Consider the following 15,350-nt stretch of genomic DNA (forward strand, 5'->3'; position numbering starts at 1 on the left):
ATATTAGCAGTTCCGGTCTAACCCTCGCCGCCGTGATTGAGCTCGATGCGCTTGTGCGTCGACTCGGGGAGGCGGACACAAGGTGAGGGCGGGAACAGGCGCGGCACGGTTGGCGATGGTGGAGGACAATAGCGCCCAGCTGTTCAACCGTATCGGCCATTTCCTTGCCGAGCACCGGTTGAGCCCCGATCCGCGCCATTATGCCTTTGCCTATCGCGTGTGCAGCGACGAAACGGGCCCGCTGGCCCAGGCGGTCGCCTCGCTGACCGATGGCGGCATCCGTCTGTCGAGCCGCGATATCGAAGCGCTTGGCGGGGAGATCGGGACCCTGGCCGTCGCCGCATCGCCCGAGAATGCAGCGAAGAAAGCCGATGGCCTGGTCGCGCAGACCCAGATGCAGGTCGATGGTTTTACCGACATGATGCACGCGATCCGCGCCGAGACCCAGGATTTCGGACGCGATCTTGCCGCGAGCGCCGATGCGATTCGCGAATCGCGCGACACGGTCGGCATCGACGAGGTCGTGCGCCTGACCGGCGTGATGCTCGGCCGCGTGCGCAGCGCCGAGACCAAGCTGGAAGAAGCGACTCACGAGGCGACCGAATTGCGCGCCAAGCTGGAGGAAGCACGCGACAATGCGCGGCGCGACCCATTGACCGACCTGCCCAACCGACGCGCTTTCGAGGAAGCCTATGCCGAACAGGCAGCGACCGGCGCGCGGCTATGTGTCGCGGTGTGCGATGTCGATCACTTCAAGATGGTCAACGACCGGTTCGGCCATGCGGTCGGCGACCGGGTGCTGAAGGCGATCGGCGAAGCGCTGATCAAGGCGTGCGATGGCCATCTGGTTGCGCGCTATGGCGGCGAGGAATTCGCGGTGCTGTTCTCCGGCGTCGGGCTTCAGGTGGCGCGGGCGACGCTCGAGGAAGCCCGCGGCACGGTCGCGGCCAAGAGATACCGGCTGCGCGAATCGGACGAACCGCTAGGCGCCGTCACTTTCTCCGCAGGCCTGACCGAAGCGTCGTGCGAGGAAATACTGGGCACTGCTTTCGCCCGCGCCGACCGGCTGCTCTATGCCGCAAAGCATGCCGGCCGAAACCAGGTGCAGACGGCCCATAGCTGACGCCAAATAATGGCGTAAAATCCCAAGTCTTCCCTGTCATTTTTGCCATTCGCTCGATGCCTGATCTCACAGATCAAGCAATTTCAATGTGTTGCGAGTTTGGCACGCTCTCTGCAATCACCCTGGCATCGGCGGCCGGATGGTCCGGATCGCCAAGATCAGGGAATGAAACAATGTCGGTCCGTTTTCACAATGTCCAGAACCTCGCGCTCTCCTTCTTCGGTGCGCTGCTGTTCACCGCGCTGATGGTCAGCGCTGCCGTCCCCGTCGTCCCGGTCGTCTGAACCGGGACGCAGACCCAGAGAAAGACCCTAAAATGACTCGCTCCTTCGTTATCGGTTTCGCGTCCTTCGCGACGACCGCCCTCATCATCCTCGGCCAGTACGCCGCCGTCGGCGCGATCGGCTGAAGTCCCCGCCCCGCCGCCCGCAGCGATAATGCGGGCGTAGCGGGTGCGAAGCGTGTAGCGTCCCCACAGGGCATCCGCCCGCGAAGGAACCGCCGCCATGGCCAAGAGCCAGAAAAAATCGAACAAGGAAGTCCGCAAGCCCAAGGCGGAAAAAGCCCCCAAGGCGAACGCCTCGAACCCTTCGAGCAAGGGCAAGGCCGTCGAAATGACCACGATCAAGAGCTGACCCATGGCCGGTGACGACGACGACTTCGTCTATGACGAAGCCAGCGGCGAATGGATCAGCGCGGCCGAGGCTCAGGCCAACGCAACCAGCGCCGACGCGGTCGAGGTGCGCGATTCGGTGGGCAACCTGCTTGCCGACGGCGATCAGGTGACCTTGATCAAGGACCTGACCGTCAAGGGTGCTGGCCAGACGCTGAAGCGCGGCACGCTGATCAAGTCGATCCGGCTGACCGGCGATCCGCAGGAAATCGACTGTCGCTATGAGGGCATCAAGGGCCTGGTCCTGCGCGCGGAGTTCGTGCGCAAACGCTAGGGCCTGGCCCGCGACCTTTTCTTTGTTCTCAATTTGTTCTACGCTGCCCGCCATGCAACGGAGCTTCGATTTCGTGGCTGGTGACATTGCGCGATGGCGCGCCGAACTCGTGCCCTTGCTGTGCGGTATCGACCTGACCACGCGGCGCAAGCCGATCGGGCAGCTCGTGAAATCGCTGATCAGCGGCCGGACGCGCGACGCCGTATCGCTTGCCGCCTATCACCGACTGGGCATGCGTTTCGGATCGGCCAGCGGAATCGCCGCGGCTGAGCCATGGGCGATCGAAGCGGTGATCGCCGACGTAACCTTCGCCCGGGCCAAGGCAGAATGGCTGGTCGCGGCCTTGCGCCAGATCCGGCACGGGCGGCCGGACTTCTGCCTGGATTTTCTCGCGACATTGTCGCTCGACACCGCGCTCGCCTGGCTCGAGCAATTGCCCGGCGTCGGGCGCAAGGTCGCCGCGTCGACGCTCAACGCCAGCACACTCGGACGGCCGGTTCTGATCGTCGACAGCCATGTGTTGCGCGTGCTCCACCGCCTGGGGTTCGTGCCGGCAAGCGCTGATGCGCGCGCGGCGAGCGAAGCCGTCACCTCGGCCATGCCGGGCTGGCGCGGCGATGATTTCCTGATGCTGCATTTCGGCATGAAGCGGCTGGGGCAGAGGATCTGCCGGTTCGATACGCCAGATTGCGGCGCCTGCCCGCTCGCAGCCGACTGCCCCTCAGCAGGCGATTGACAGGTGCGGCCAGCTTCGGACATGCCGGGCCCATGAGCGACGCCGTCAAACTCCATCCGAGCTGGCTCGAACCGCTCCGGCCCGAGTTCGACAGCCCCTATATGGCAGCGCTCAAGGCCTATCTCGTGGCGGAAAAGGCAGCGGGCAAACGCATCTTCCCCAAGGGCAATGAATGGTTCCGCGCGCTCGACCTGACCGCGCTGGAGGATGTTCGCGTCGTGATCCTTGGGCAAGACCCCTATCATGGCGAGGGACAGGCGCATGGCCTGTGCTTCTCGGTGCAGCCCGGCGTCCGGCCGCCGCCGAGCCTGGTCAACATGTACAAGGAAATGGCGAGCGACCTCGGCATCCAGCCCGCGCGCCATGGTTTCCTGGAGCATTGGGCGAAGCAGGGCGTGCTGCTGCTGAATTCCGTGCTGACCGTGCAGATGGGCATGGCCGCGTCGCACCGCGACCGGGGATGGGAGAAATTCACCGACGCGGTCATCCGCCTGGTCAATGCGAAGCCCGAGCCGGTCGTGTTCATGCTGTGGGGCAGCTACGCCCAGAAAAAGGCAGCGTTCGTCGACAGCGTGGATCGCGGCGGCCGGCACCTGGTGCTGAAGGCCGCCCATCCTTCCCCGCTATCGGCGCATAACGGCTTTTTCGGTTGCCGGCATTTCTCCAAGGCCAACGCGTTCCTGGAGAGCCAAGGGCAGAAGCCGATCGACTGGGCGCTGCCGGCCCTGACCTGACAGGCCGCCGACCAGCGGCCAGCGATCGAGGATGATATGTTCCGTCAGGCCGACCCTGCTGTGCACCAGCAGCAGATCCTCCACCTGCCAGCTTATCGGATCGACCTGCCATTCGAACGGCTCCCCTTTTCGATGGAAGAGGGTGATGTGCGGATTGAATCGGTAGGGGTGCCCGCGCAACCGATCGACCCGGCCAATGGCCGCGGCAAGACGCGCCTGTAGATCGAACAAGGCCGCGATTCTTTCGCTCGGACGCAACATCACCGAGTCGGGGCCACCCGTCATGCGATCCACCGCGATCCGAAAGGGCGGAGCAGCGACCGACGCGCCGATTTCCTGCATCAGTGGCACCGCCCAAAATGGCAGACGTGGGAGAAAATCCAGCTTGCAGAGCGTGATGTGGAGATAGTCGGTCCGAACCCGTTTCCCGAGATCGAGGATGCGGCATTCGGCATCGATATGCTGCGCCACCGGCGTAGGCGGGCGCAGCAGGAACAGGAGGCGATCGCAATATCTGCGCAGCATGGCGGGAGTCCGAATCGATTCAACAATGTTCCTTTTTTGTTCCATATTGCGTCCAGCAAGTCGAGTCAGCGACTCGCGGTGAATTGACTTCGCCGGCCAATCGGCGACGATGCCGAAACCATGGGGGTGGGGATGGACGTCAAGCGACTGCAACAGCGGCTGGCCGATGCCGGATATTACCACAAGCCGGTCGACGGCGGGCTGGGCAAGAACACCTATGCCGCGTTGTTCAACTATATGGCGCGGCGCGAGTTGGGCGATACCGGGCTGGCGATCGGCACGGGGTGCACCACCAGTCTGAAGGATGCCGGCATCGTCACCGAGCTGCGGTTGGCGCATTTCCTCGCGCAGACCGCGACGGAAACACAGGGCTACAAATATCTCGTCGAGAATCTGAGCTATACTGCCGTCGGACTCATGGCGGTCTGGCCGACGACCTTTCCAACCGAGAAATCGACCAAGGGCTATGTCAACAATCCCGAGGCGCTGGCGCTGAAGGTGTACAGCAACCGCATGGGCAATGGCCCGCCGGCGAGCGGCGACGGATGGGATTTCCGCGGGCGCGGGCTGATCCAGCTGACCGGACGGAACAATTATACGGCGCGTGAAGGCGAAACCGGCGTGCCGCTGCTGACCATGCCGGAACTGGCCGCCGATCCCGGCATGTCGGCGCGCCTTGCCTGCCTCTACTGGACCTCGCGCAAGATCAACCCCGCAGCCGACGCGGACGATCTGGTGAAGGTGCGCAAGCTGGTCAATGGCGGGAGCAACGGGCTGGACGACGCGAAGATCCACCTCGCCCGGGCCAAGAAGGTTCTGCTCTAGTCGCCCGAGGGCTGGTGCGGACGGTCGCCGTGCGGACCGCCGACGAAATCGCCGATATTGATCGTGCCGAGATCGCCCGGCCAGTCGCGCGAGACCGGGGTACCGTTGCCAGGCAGGTTCGCGATGTCGCCCGCCGGCTTGAAGCCGCCATCGCCATCCGGATCGGCGAGGACGGTGAAGCCGAGGGTCGTGCCGGTGCGGCTGATGGCCGTGATGCGCGAGGTGCCGCCGGTGACTTCATAATGCACGGTGATCGCCCTGGCTGCGGGATGCGCCGGGTCTGTCGCGACCAGCAGCTGATGCGCCTGCCCCGGCGCGAGGGTGAAGGCCCTGGTCTCGCCGGGATGCAGGGTGACGCGATCGACGCCGACACCCGACGGTGGCGCCACGGTCTGGGCGAAAGCGGCGGCGGGCAGCAGGGCGGCGGCCAGGGTTGGCGCGAGGCGCATCGATCTTCTCCAACTAGCCCGCCCGCACGGCGATTGAACGCCGATGCGCGTCGATGGTTCATGCCCATGATCGTCAAGGAGAGAGACATGACAGAGAGTCATCGCGGCGGATTCCACCATATCGACCTGAACGTGCGTGACCTTGCCGCATCCAGGGCCGTGTACGGCCCGGTGCTGGAATATCTGGGCTATCGCTGCGTCAAGGACGAGCCCCTGGGCTGCGAATGGGACATGGCCCCGGACGGGCGCGGCGCCTCATTGGGACTACGGGCATGCGACTCCTCGCTCGCTTCCTACACGCACGAGCGCTACGCGCCGGGGCTGCACCATCTCGCCTGGCGGGCGGAGAGTCGCGAGGATGTCGACCGGTTGCATGATCTGCTGGTGGAGCGTGGGATCAAGATACTCGATCCGCCGGCGCATTATCCCGAATATTGGGGCGACTACTATGCCGTGTTCTTCGAGGATCCCGACGGGATGAAGCTGGAGCTGGTCCACGCGCCGGGGTGGATCTGAGCCCGGTCAGACCAGCCCGTTGAGGCGGGCGAAGCCGAGCGTGTCGTACATCTCCATCAGGCTGACGCATTTCCCGCCCTTGAAGTGCCAGATGTCGACCTTGGGCGTTGCGATCTCGCGCCCTGTCTTGCGATCGCGCCAGCGGCAGCTGCCGACCCAGACGATCGTGTCGCCATCGACGATCAGCTGGTGCGTCGGATGGTCGATCAGCTCCATCGCAATGGTCAGCGAGGTCAGATAGTCGCGCGCCCGTTCGATGCCGATACGGGCATCGGCCAGCGGATGGAGTTCGGGCGGGTTGAGGACCGAGCGCAACCGCACATCGTCGGCGAGCAGCTCGAGGAAGAGATGGGCGCTTTGACCTTTGGTCTCATGCCACTGCTCATAGGCATAGAGCAGGCGGTCGGCAGTGGTGGGCGCGTCGCTCATCATTATTCCCCGTCCGCGCGGGACTAGACAGGATCGTCGCTGCCATGTTGCGGAATTGGAACGGATTTGGTGGGATTTTCCGCGGATCAGGACCGGGCGGCGAACTCGATGAGATCCCACAGATTGCCGTAGAGATCCCGGAACACCGCGACGGTGCCATAGGGTTCGACCTTGGGCTCGCGCACGAACACCACGCCCTTGTCGACCATGGCGGCGTGATCGCGGGCGAAATCGTCGGTGGCGAGGAACAGGAAGACGCGCCCGCCCGCCTGGTCGCCGACAAAGGCGGCTTGTTCCGCCGTCGCGGCGCGGGCGAGGAGGATCGAGGTAGCGCCGGGGTCCGAGCCGGGTGGGGCGATGACGACCCAGCGCTTGTCCTGTGCCGGTTGGTAGCTGTCCTCGACCAGGGTGAAGCCGAGCGTGCCGACATAGAAAGCAAGCGCCTCGTCATAATCGCGGACGACAAGGGCGATATGGGCGAGGGACTGGCGCATGCCCGTCGCTTAGCGCGGACAGCGCGCGGTACCGAGAGTGCCTCCAATCCGGAGCAAAAATATTTCGCTGGACCCGGAGTCACCGGCTTCCTACCGCGACGCACCCCGATCCCGTGGAAGGGATGGGACCGGGGAATTCCTGGGCGGCTGTCGCCCATAACTATTGGGGGAAATTCATGAAAATCACTCTGGCGCTTTGCGCCGCTCTTCTCGCATGCGTGCCCGGCATGGCCGCCGCGCAGGACGCCGAGCCGGCGACCGAGCAGGGTTTCGATGGCGTCCGCGTCGAGGCGCGCCTCGGTTACGAGACGCCGACCGTGAGCGGCGACGGCGATATCTACAAGCTCGGCAGCGCGGTCTCCTATGGCGGCGAAATCGGCTTCGACCTCAAGGTCGGCAACAAGGTCGTGGTCGGCCCGTACGCGACCTATGAATTCTCGAGCGTCAAGCTGTGCGACGGCGCGGATTGCCTCAAGGAAGACGGCAATCTCGGCGTTGGCGGCCGTATCGGCGTCATCGTGTCGCCGACCGTCCTGATCTATGCCAAGGCCGGCTATGCGAACATCAAGTTCAGCGTCGATTCCAGCATCGGCACCGGATCGGACAGCAAGGGCGGTGTCCAGGGCGCGATCGGCGTGGACGTGAACTTCGGCAAGCATTTCTACGGCTTCGTCGAGGGCAATTACGGCGATTACGGCGAGTATTTCGGCTTCAACCTGCAGCGTCGCCACGTCGCCGCGGGTGTCGGCCTGCGCTTCTGATCCTCAGGCGCATCGTGAAAAAGGAAGGGGCGTCCGGCAACGGGCGCCCCTTTTTCATGCGCCGCGCCCTCTCCCTAGCCGAGTGGGCGCGGCGATTGAATCAAGCCCCTATTCGTCCTGGAGCAGGAGCCGCGCGTTGATCGTCGGATTGCCGGCCTGCGACAGCGGGAAGGAGGTGCCCGCCTCCTCCTGCGAGGGAACATGGATCTCGACGGTGAGCTTGCGATCGAGGATCTCGGCCTGGTCGACGCGGAAATTGACGTTGATCAGGCCGTGATCGCGACAATTGGCGCAGTCGTTCGGCGTCGCCGGCTGGAAAAAGGCGCGCGTCGCGATCGGCTCGCCATCGGCAAGCAGATCGACCTGGAACGAGCCCGGGATGTTGAGCCGGTTGATGTCCTTGACCCGCACCGACACCGGCGCCGAGCTCTTGATCGTGAAGCTGCGCAGCGCATCGAGGCTGCCGACCTTGTTCTCGAACATGAGCGCCGGACCGGCCGCGCCCGCAACATCCAGCGTGTCATAGCCGATATCGGTTTGCGCGATCGTCTGGTCGGCAGTCGCGGTCAGCGGCGGCGACGGGGGCAGCGCGCTGAACGGGGCCGACAGCCAATATTGGTCCGACGTGCTCATCGTCGACTTGAACCCGGCCAGGGTCGTTCCGCTCACCAGGGTCTGCCATTTCCACCACATGCGATCGAGATTGCAGTGGAAGAACCAGAAGATCGGATCGAACGAGGCGATGTTCTGGTCCGCCATGGTCGGGCCGATCGCGAGATGCCCGCCGTCATGCGCGGCGATCGACGTGTCCTGATAGCCGTCCACGCCGTAATGGCCGAACGTCGATTGCTGCAACGATGTCGCGGTGTTGCCGGCGAAATCATAGCGCTTCAGCAAGGTCGCGATCTTCGCATCGTCATAGCGCGAGGTCTGGTAGTTGGTGCCGTAGCGCGCGCCGAGATTGACCGGCACCACATAGGAATCGAACGGCGGCTGCTTGAACAGCGCCGGTACCGGCATCGACATGTCCCAATAGGGCAAGGTGACGTCGGCGCAGCCGGGGACCGAGCGCAGCGCATCCTCGAACACGCGCAGATATTCGCGGTGCCACGGGTTGAAGCGCGGTTCATGGTGCAGGCAATAGGTCGGGGCGGGCAGGCCGTGGATGCTGGCAAGCGCGCAATAGCCGCCCGGATCGGCCGGGTCCTTCGCCAGCAGGCCCTTGAAGGCGTTGGTGAGCGCGGTGACCTCGTCCGGGCTCAAGGTGCTGACATTCTTGCGCAGCCGGCCGACCGCGGGCGCCGCGGCCTTCAGCATCAGCGCCTCGGCGGCGACGGCCGAGCCCATTGGATAACCGTTCATGATCCAGTTGAGGAAGGTCTGCGACATGTCCGCCGTCCATTTCGGCAGGGGATCGGGCGGCATGTCGCCATCGGGCTGGCGGGTGTGGATATAGATGGTCGGCGCGTTGGCCTTCACCCCGTCATAGGTGGAAAGGTCGATGCCCTTCGGCCCCATATGAGCGATGTCGATATCCGTGAAGAACTGGCGGATATCGGCCATATAGGTCGGGTTCTGCACCGGCCCGTTCGCGCTGCTGTTGTCCATGATCCTGCCCCCTCGACACTGGTCTTTTTCGTGCAAGCCTGCGGAACCGACTCGATGCGCCATCCCGGGCTTGCTGCCGCGACGTCTTGCTGCAGAATTTGCCCGGCCCGATAGCGGAACCGCCGCCGATCTGGCGCCTTCCAAGCCTATCCGGGCAGGCCGTCGACGATCTGGGTGCCCGGCCCCCCGGCCTGAGTCTTCACCTGGCCGCGCAGCCGCGGATCGAAGGAGAGGTGGACGATGTTGCGGCTGATCTCGAGGATGAGCTGATCGAATTTCAGCTTGCTCGCCGCCAGGGTGCGCGCCACCTGGAAATGGGTGAGGCCGGCCACACGGATATCGGCGGCAAAGCCCTTGGGATGCGCCGAGGTGGGCGTACCGCCGACGATCTTGTTGATCTTCGGATTGCGATAGGCCGAAGTGATGACGATGGCCCGGCCATCGAGGAGTTCGCGCGCCTTTTCGAGGCCCGGCGCGAGGAGTTTCTCGATATTGGCGAGATGCTCCTTGGTCGGCGTGTTGGCGATGCCGAACTTCTCGGCGGTGTCCGACACGAGAAATTCGTCGAGGAAGAAATGATCGGTCAGTCTGGTGCGTGCCATCTTGCTTTCCTCCTGATCCGCGATGGGATCGTCTGTGCGGATAGCCTCGAGTTTCGCGATATTCGCGCACGCGCTTTTACACCGTTCCCGCGCCATCCAATCCGCTTGATGCAGCGGATATGGCGCTAGTTGAATCGACGCGCAGCCTAGAGGCCGAGGCCGAGCTTGCGGAGCAGACCGGCGAGCTGGTCGCGTTCCCGCGGGCTGAGGGCGGCCACCGCCTCCCCCGCCTCGGCGAAGCGCAGGCCGATCGCCCTGTCAGCAAGGTCGCGGCCGCGATCGGTGAGCATTGCCGCCAGCGCGCGCCGGTCCCCCACCTCCGGCGCGCGGGTGAGCAGGCCGCGTGCCTCGAGGCGATCGAGACAGGCAGTCATCGCGCCCGAGGTGAGCAGGACCGAGCGGCGCAGCACCGTCGGCGTGAGGCGCCAGGGCGACCCGGAGCGCCGCAAGGTCGCCAGCACGTCCAGGTCGGTATAGCTGAGCCCGGCCGCTTTCAGCGCCTCGTTCGCCCTTGCCTCGAGCCGGCTGGCGAGATGCAGGATGCGCCCGACCACCGCCATGGGCGCAGCGTCGAGATCGGGTCGCTCGCGCCGCCAGTCCCGCAGCAGCTGATCCACCACATCGCCGGCCTGCACCGTGCCTTCGCTCGTCGATCCCGCCATGCACGCCTCCAGGATATGTCGATATCAAGTATCTTGACATAAAGATATAATGATTGAACCCTAGGGACGATTTATGCCGAATCCGGGAGACGCCTGAGCCATGAAGATCGCGCGCTATTGTTTCGGCCTGATGCTTGCCTTCGCTGCCGCCGCTTCCTCGGCCGAGCCGATGCGCCACGCGGGCGAGATCCAGGTCGAGAACGGGACGGCCATAGCGACCGACGGATCGACCATGGCGTACGAGATCGGTACCCTGTTCGTGCCCGAGAATCGCGACAAGCCGGGGAGCCGGCTGATCGGCGTCGGCTTTGCGCGCGTGAAGGCGGCACATCCCACCGGCGCGCCGCCAGTCGTGCTCCTTGCCGGGGGGCCGGGCGTGACCATGCTCGACATCATCCTCGACCATGACGAGACGGCGAAGCGTCGCGTGAAGGTGTGGCAAGCCTATGCCGAGGTCGCCGATCTGGTGGTGATCGAGCAGCGCGGCTTCACGTTGCGCGGCGACCGGATGGAGCTGGAGACGAAGCCGCTGCCGCTCGACCGGCCGATGACGATCGCCGACGATGTGGCGATCGTGCGCGACCTCGCGCGGCGCGCGGCCGCGGCCAATCCGGGCAAGGACCTGTCGGGCTACACCATCGTCCAGGCGGCGCACGATGTGGACGACCTGCGCAAGGCGCTTGGGTATGACCGGATCAGCCTGGTCGCGGCGAGCTTCGGATCGCAATGGGCCTTCGCCGTGATGAAGGCGCATCCCGGCCTCGTCGCCCGCGCCGTGATGTCCTCGATCGAGCCGCTCGACTATGGTTATGACATGCCGTCGACGGTGTTCGCGGCGATCCAGCGCATCGCGGTCGAGGCCGACCGCGACCCGGGGCTGACGCCCTGGCTGCCCAAGGGCGGGCTGATCGCCGCGATCCGGGCGACGCGCGATCGTTTCGCCAGGGGACCGGTGACCGTCACCGTCAAGGATGCCGCCGGCACGACGCGGCGGGTCGTGATGGGGCTCGAGGATTATCAGCTCGCGCTCATCACCTATTCGGCCGATGCCGCGACCTTTCCGCGCTTCATCCTGTCGGCCTGGCATGGCCATTATGACGACTGGGCGCGCGACGAGATCGACTGGCGCAAACCCGAGAAGCGCGCGGTGATCAACCCGCTGATCAATATCGGGCTGGGCATGTCGGCGGCGCGGCAGAGCCTGTTGTGGAGCGACCCGGCGCTGCCGCTGCTCGGCAGCTGGAACTTCGCCTCCTATCTGGCGACCCAGGGAGAATGGGCGACGCCCGATGCCGGCGATGCCTTCCGCGCGCCAATGCCCGACCCGACGCCGATCCTGTTCGTGCAGGGCGACTGGGACACCTCGACCCCGATCGACAATATGCTGGCGATGCTGCCCTATTTCCCCAACGCCCGGGCGATCCTGCTCCACCGGGCGCAGCATAACGGGACCTTCGCGCTGCTGCGCAGCCGGCCCGAGGTCGCGGCAAGGGTCTACGACTTCCTGCGCAGCGGGCGGACGGAGGGGCTGCCGACCGATGTCGCGCTCGACCCGGTCGTTTTCGCCAGGCCCGATTTCCCCGCACCGGCCAGGCGGCGTGGCGGCTGAAGTAAAACCAAGTAATTCCAGGACAGCGGCGACAGTCGAGACTGCTTTTTGCCACCCCACGCCCCCCGGATTTTTTGCATCGCCACTTTCGGGGAGAACGATCTCGCGAGCGGCGACGGCGAACAGGGCCTCGAGAAACGCATCGAGCCCGTGTCGTTCGATAATGGTTCTGGCATCGCTGATCTTTGAAATCGGCGATGGGTTATGAGAATCGATCGGTTTCTCTTCGCTTTTTCTTGTGGCCTCGAACTGCCTTGCTGAAGGTGCTGCGGGAATACGCCATTCATCGGGACGGCGGCTGCCCAGCCAGCGGAACGCAACCTTGGGATCGGCGAGCACGCGGCGGGTATAATGGGCAACGACCGGCTCGCGGCCGCGCAGCTTGAAGACACGCTCGGCGCGATAGTCATAGCCGGTCGCGCGGCGATAGGAGGATGTCTGCACCGGCGCTGCCGCCTTTGCGCGCCCGGCGGCGACCGCCGCGGCGAAATCCGGATAGCGATGGAGCCAGCGATAGAGCGTCGCGGGGCTGACCGTGAGGAAATCGGCGAGGGCGGCATTGTCCATGCCGAGACCGCAGGCGAGGCGTGCCCGACGCGCAAGGCCGGGCTTGTAGTGCGAGGGACGGGCCATGCCGACGGCATGAGCGAACCCAGCGCAAGATTGAATCGAGGCGGACGAATCGATCGCGACCCTGCGGAATCGCTTTCCCCCAAAGCAGCGCCGCACAGCGCCGGAATCCTGCGCGATTTCGGCGTTTATGCATGAATTCGAAGCGTCTGACGCTAAAGCCGCGCTCCTTTGATGAGAAACGCCGCCGGCGATCTGATATCAACCATGGGTCTCGACATGCTCCCGTGGCAGGTCGGGAATCGAACAAACAAGATACATAAAATTACAACAACGCGTCGCCCAAGAATAGCTACATCCTATAGTATATTCCGATCAGTTCGTCCCGATGTGGCGGACTTGTCTCGAATGTCTTCGGAACAGCTCCAGCGATAGTTTGTAGATAAGCCGCGGTCATTGCGGTATGTTCGGAGAGGTTTGCCAGAGGAGACTCGTGCTCCTCGACAAAGGCATCGTGTCTTCCAGCGATGCGGCAGCGCGGCCGCATGCTGGACGGCGATGGAGTTCGCCCTGCGCCGGGCCGACAATGCTCTTCGAGGAAGCAGATCATGCAGCGACGACCGGAAATGTGCATCGTCAACCGCGAGCTGGTGGAGGATCTGGAGCCCCTGGTCGGATCGCAGGCCGAAGTGATGCAGCGGCTGGGGATCAGCTGGAACAGCTGGATCAAGATCGTCGCGGGGTTGCCGGTGCGGAAATCGGTCGCGCAGCGGCTGCGGGACCGGGCGCTGGCGCAGGCGGCGACGGTGCAGGGCCTGCGCACGAAATTCCCGTGCAGCTCGGCACCCGACGGAATCAACCGCGCGGCGCTGGAGAGCGTGTTCATGGCGCCCGCTGCCAACGATGCCGGACCGGCGACGCGTCCGGCGGGCTATGGCCTGCGCGGCGTGCGGCAGGCGCGGTCGTTCGGGATGAGCGAGGGCGTGCCGGGGTGATCGTGGCCGGGGACACATATCTTCCCCGGCTTTCCTGACATCGCGATGCCCGTCGGCTGCCATGATGATGCAGTTCACTCACCCGCGACGCAGTACGCCATCCTTTGCCGCGATTGAATCGACGGGCGCTGGCGGGGTCGCGCTGTTGGAAATGTCAGTAGGGTAGCTGACATTCTGCGCAAACATTGTACAGGAAGCCGTACAACGTTTTGTCGGAGAGAGCCGATGCGCACGATAAGCTTTTCCGCCGCCCGCGCCAATCTGAAGGCAGTGATGGACCGGGTGGTGGAGGATCGCGCGCCGGTGGCGATCATACGCCAGACCGCCGAAGGCGTGGTGATGGTGTCGGCGAGCGAATGGGAGGCGATCGAGGAGACGCTTCACCTGCTGAGGGCGCCGGGCAACGCGGCGCGGCTGACGGAGAGTATCGCGGAACTCGATTCGGGCAGCGCCTCCGACGGACAGCAGCAGTGACCATCGCCTTTTCCAGGCACGCCGCCGCCGACTATCGCGCCTGGGAGACCGAGGATCCGGCGATGGCGGCGCGGCTCCAGGCGCTGATCGCCGACGTCATGGACGATCCCTTCCAGGGGGCCGGAAAGCCCGAAGCGCTTCGCGGCGTGCTGAGCGGCTGGTGGTCGCGGCGGATCGGGCGGGAGCATCGGCTGGTATACCGGGTGGCGGGAAGGGGCACGGCAGCGGTGCTGCAGATCGCGCAGTGCCGGTATCATCCTTGAGCCTGGACAGCGCGACGGCTGTAAATAACGGTCGCGCCGCCTGACGGATGTCCGCGCGGCGATCAGCGCCGGATGTCGTGCACCGTGCCTTCGTCATGCAGTTTCTTCAGGTCGGCGATCGGGATCACCAGCCGGTCGGGCGCATAATAGTCAGCGGATGCCGCCTTGCCGTTGTTGATGTCGCGATCCACGCCGCCTGTCCCTACTTCAATCCCTTGCTTTTCTGCTCCGTCACGAACTCCTCGAAGGCACCGACATAGGCATCCTCGAACCCGCGCGTGATCACGGTGATGTCCGTGGTCGACACGGTCGGATAGAAGGTGAGCTTAACCCCGCCGCGCCCCTGCACGAGAAGCGGCGCCGCCCGGCCGCCGCGGAAATCGCGGAAGGTGAAGTTCACGCGGAGCGTCGGCGGAAACAGCGCGGTCTTCAGGAAGTACATGTCCCGCACGATGATCTCGCCGTAACAGGCGCCGGTCGCGGCGGTCATCCGGCCCTTGGCCGATTTCCACTGACTCGTCTCGGTCGGCTGCGCATTGGGCACGATCACCACGCCCGGCATGGCGAACAGGGTCGCCAGATCGAGCCGGGCAAGAAGCCCTGCCTGGCGCCTCCCCTCCATGCTCCGCCGCAGCATGCCCTCGACGGTTTCCGGATTGGCGCGATTGCCGTCGAGCGCCGGCCCGAGCACACCGCCGCCCATCGCCTCGGCAAAGCCGGTGACATAGGATTTGATCTTGCCGGTCGACCAGACATGGATCTGGCAAGCCTCCGCGCCCGGCGGCGGCGCATCGGGCGCAAGCACCATGGTGCGATCGGGCAGAGGCGACGGCAGCTCGGTCTCGCCCGGAGGCAGCGCCTGCTGCGCGATCGCGGGTGTTGCGATGACGCATGCGCAAGATGCGGCAGCGGCCAGCCATCGGCCTCGAACTGCGAACCTCATTCCATCCCCCCGTTCGTCGTTTCGTTCCGCCGCTGGCGAATGGCGCCCCTGCCATCCCGTCGGACCGTCCGTCGCGCGATATGAC

At 64.9% G+C, this 15,350-nt stretch carries 22 protein-coding genes; 13 read left to right on the forward strand and 9 right to left on the reverse strand.

The window, feature by feature from the left end:
* The first annotated feature begins 82 nt into the window (after positions 1-82).
* From WC729_RS20690 to ung, 5 genes are all read left to right on the forward strand, one after another.
* The gene (locus tag WC729_RS20690; RefSeq protein WP_372856314.1) at positions 83-1,123 is read left to right on the forward strand and encodes a GGDEF domain-containing protein; all 1,041 of its coding nucleotides are present in this window, start codon (positions 83-85) and stop codon (positions 1,121-1,123) included.
* A 506-nt stretch (positions 1,124-1,629) separates the two neighbouring features.
* Positions 1,630-1,758: a hypothetical protein gene (locus tag WC729_RS20695; protein ID WP_372856315.1), complete on the forward strand. Its 129-nt coding sequence runs from the start codon at positions 1,630-1,632 to the stop codon at positions 1,756-1,758.
* 3 nt (positions 1,759-1,761) lie between these two features.
* Complete coding sequence (locus tag WC729_RS20700; protein ID WP_372856316.1) at positions 1,762-2,070, forward strand: alkylphosphonate utilization protein; 309 nt, start codon at positions 1,762-1,764, stop codon at positions 2,068-2,070.
* Between the two features lie 52 nt (positions 2,071-2,122).
* Positions 2,123-2,806: an endonuclease III gene (gene nth, locus WC729_RS20705; protein WP_372856317.1), complete on the forward strand. Its 684-nt coding sequence runs from the start codon at positions 2,123-2,125 to the stop codon at positions 2,804-2,806.
* A 32-nt stretch (positions 2,807-2,838) separates the two neighbouring features.
* Entirely contained in the window at positions 2,839-3,540 is a 702-nt protein-coding gene (ung, locus tag WC729_RS20710) for a uracil-DNA glycosylase (RefSeq protein ID WP_372856318.1), read from the forward strand.
* On the opposite strand, the gene WC729_RS20715 is transcribed toward ung, so the two are convergent.
* Positions 3,430-4,218, reverse strand: coding sequence for a 2'-5' RNA ligase family protein (locus WC729_RS20715; protein ID WP_372856319.1), 789 nt, complete (start codon positions 4,216-4,218; stop codon positions 3,430-3,432). The two genes, ung and WC729_RS20715, sit on opposite strands and share 111 nt — an antisense overlap.
* Between WC729_RS20715 and WC729_RS20720 the strand changes: the two genes are divergently transcribed.
* A complete protein-coding gene (locus tag WC729_RS20720) occupies positions 4,198-4,890 on the forward strand; it encodes a peptidoglycan-binding protein (protein WP_372856320.1) in 693 nt (230 codons plus the stop codon). The genes WC729_RS20715 and WC729_RS20720 overlap by 21 nt on opposite strands.
* On the opposite strand, the gene WC729_RS20725 is transcribed toward WC729_RS20720, so the two are convergent.
* Positions 4,887-5,339, reverse strand: coding sequence for a hypothetical protein (locus WC729_RS20725; RefSeq protein WP_372856321.1), 453 nt, complete (start codon positions 5,337-5,339; stop codon positions 4,887-4,889). The genes WC729_RS20720 and WC729_RS20725 overlap by 4 nt on opposite strands.
* 87 nt (positions 5,340-5,426) lie before the next feature.
* On the opposite strand from WC729_RS20725, the gene WC729_RS20730 reads away from it, so the two are divergent.
* A complete protein-coding gene (locus tag WC729_RS20730; protein ID WP_372856322.1) occupies positions 5,427-5,855 on the forward strand; it encodes a VOC family protein in 429 nt (142 codons plus the stop codon).
* 6 nt (positions 5,856-5,861) lie between these two features.
* Here WC729_RS20730 and WC729_RS20735 read toward each other — a convergent pair whose 3' ends face one another.
* Together WC729_RS20735 and WC729_RS20740 are read right to left on the reverse strand one after the other, a co-directional pair.
* Positions 5,862-6,284, reverse strand: coding sequence for a nuclear transport factor 2 family protein (locus WC729_RS20735; protein ID WP_372856323.1), 423 nt, complete (start codon positions 6,282-6,284; stop codon positions 5,862-5,864).
* Between the two features lie 86 nt (positions 6,285-6,370).
* Positions 6,371-6,778, reverse strand: a complete 408-nt coding sequence (locus WC729_RS20740; protein WP_372856324.1) for a VOC family protein — start codon at positions 6,776-6,778, stop codon at positions 6,371-6,373.
* Positions 6,779-6,954: 176 nt separating this feature from the next.
* On the opposite strand from WC729_RS20740, the gene WC729_RS20745 reads away from it, so the two are divergent.
* Positions 6,955-7,539 carry an outer membrane protein gene (locus WC729_RS20745; RefSeq protein WP_372856325.1) on the forward strand — a complete coding sequence of 195 codons (585 nt, stop codon included), beginning with the start codon at positions 6,955-6,957 and terminating at the stop codon, positions 7,537-7,539.
* 108 nt (positions 7,540-7,647) lie between these two features.
* On the opposite strand, the gene WC729_RS20750 is transcribed toward WC729_RS20745, so the two are convergent.
* The 3 genes from WC729_RS20750 to WC729_RS20760 form a co-directional block, all read right to left on the reverse strand.
* Complete coding sequence (locus WC729_RS20750; RefSeq protein ID WP_372856326.1) at positions 7,648-9,147, reverse strand: tyrosinase family protein; 1,500 nt, start codon at positions 9,145-9,147, stop codon at positions 7,648-7,650.
* A gap of 146 nt (positions 9,148-9,293) precedes the next feature.
* Positions 9,294-9,749 (reverse strand): D-Ala-D-Ala carboxypeptidase family metallohydrolase, encoded by a 456-nt coding sequence (locus tag WC729_RS20755; RefSeq protein ID WP_372856327.1) that lies wholly within the window; start codon positions 9,747-9,749, stop codon positions 9,294-9,296.
* Positions 9,750-9,895: 146 nt separating this feature from the next.
* Positions 9,896-10,411, reverse strand: a complete 516-nt coding sequence (locus WC729_RS20760; RefSeq protein WP_372856328.1) for a MarR family winged helix-turn-helix transcriptional regulator — start codon at positions 10,409-10,411, stop codon at positions 9,896-9,898.
* 100 nt (positions 10,412-10,511) lie between these two features.
* Between WC729_RS20760 and WC729_RS20765 the strand changes: the two genes are divergently transcribed.
* The 5 genes from WC729_RS20765 to WC729_RS20785 all read left to right on the forward strand — a co-directional run bounded on the left by WC729_RS20765 (position 10,512) and on the right by WC729_RS20785 (position 14,322).
* Positions 10,512-12,020, forward strand: a complete 1,509-nt coding sequence (locus WC729_RS20765) for an alpha/beta hydrolase (RefSeq protein ID WP_372856329.1) — start codon at positions 10,512-10,514, stop codon at positions 12,018-12,020.
* Between the two features lie 351 nt (positions 12,021-12,371).
* Positions 12,372-12,788 carry a hypothetical protein gene (locus tag WC729_RS20770; protein ID WP_372856330.1) on the forward strand — a complete coding sequence of 139 codons (417 nt, stop codon included), beginning with the start codon at positions 12,372-12,374 and terminating at the stop codon, positions 12,786-12,788.
* 410 nt (positions 12,789-13,198) lie between these two features.
* A complete protein-coding gene (locus WC729_RS20775) occupies positions 13,199-13,585 on the forward strand; it encodes a hypothetical protein (protein WP_372856331.1) in 387 nt (128 codons plus the stop codon).
* A gap of 225 nt (positions 13,586-13,810) precedes the next feature.
* Complete coding sequence (locus WC729_RS20780) at positions 13,811-14,059, forward strand: type II toxin-antitoxin system Phd/YefM family antitoxin (protein ID WP_372856332.1); 249 nt, start codon at positions 13,811-13,813, stop codon at positions 14,057-14,059.
* Positions 14,056-14,322, forward strand: coding sequence for a Txe/YoeB family addiction module toxin (locus WC729_RS20785; protein ID WP_372856333.1), 267 nt, complete (start codon positions 14,056-14,058; stop codon positions 14,320-14,322). Before WC729_RS20780 ends, WC729_RS20785 begins: the two co-directional genes overlap by 4 nt.
* 62 nt (positions 14,323-14,384) lie before the next feature.
* Here WC729_RS20785 and WC729_RS20790 read toward each other — a convergent pair whose 3' ends face one another.
* Positions 14,385-14,513, reverse strand: a complete 129-nt coding sequence (locus WC729_RS20790) for a hypothetical protein (protein WP_372856334.1) — start codon at positions 14,511-14,513, stop codon at positions 14,385-14,387.
* An 11-nt stretch (positions 14,514-14,524) separates the two neighbouring features.
* A complete protein-coding gene (locus WC729_RS20795) occupies positions 14,525-15,265 on the reverse strand; it encodes a hypothetical protein (RefSeq protein ID WP_372856335.1) in 741 nt (246 codons plus the stop codon).
* Positions 15,266-15,350 lie beyond the last annotated feature (85 nt).

It is taken from the genome of Sphingomonas sp. (assembly GCF_041661825.1).
GTDB lineage: Bacteria > Pseudomonadota > Alphaproteobacteria > Sphingomonadales > Sphingomonadaceae > Sphingomonas.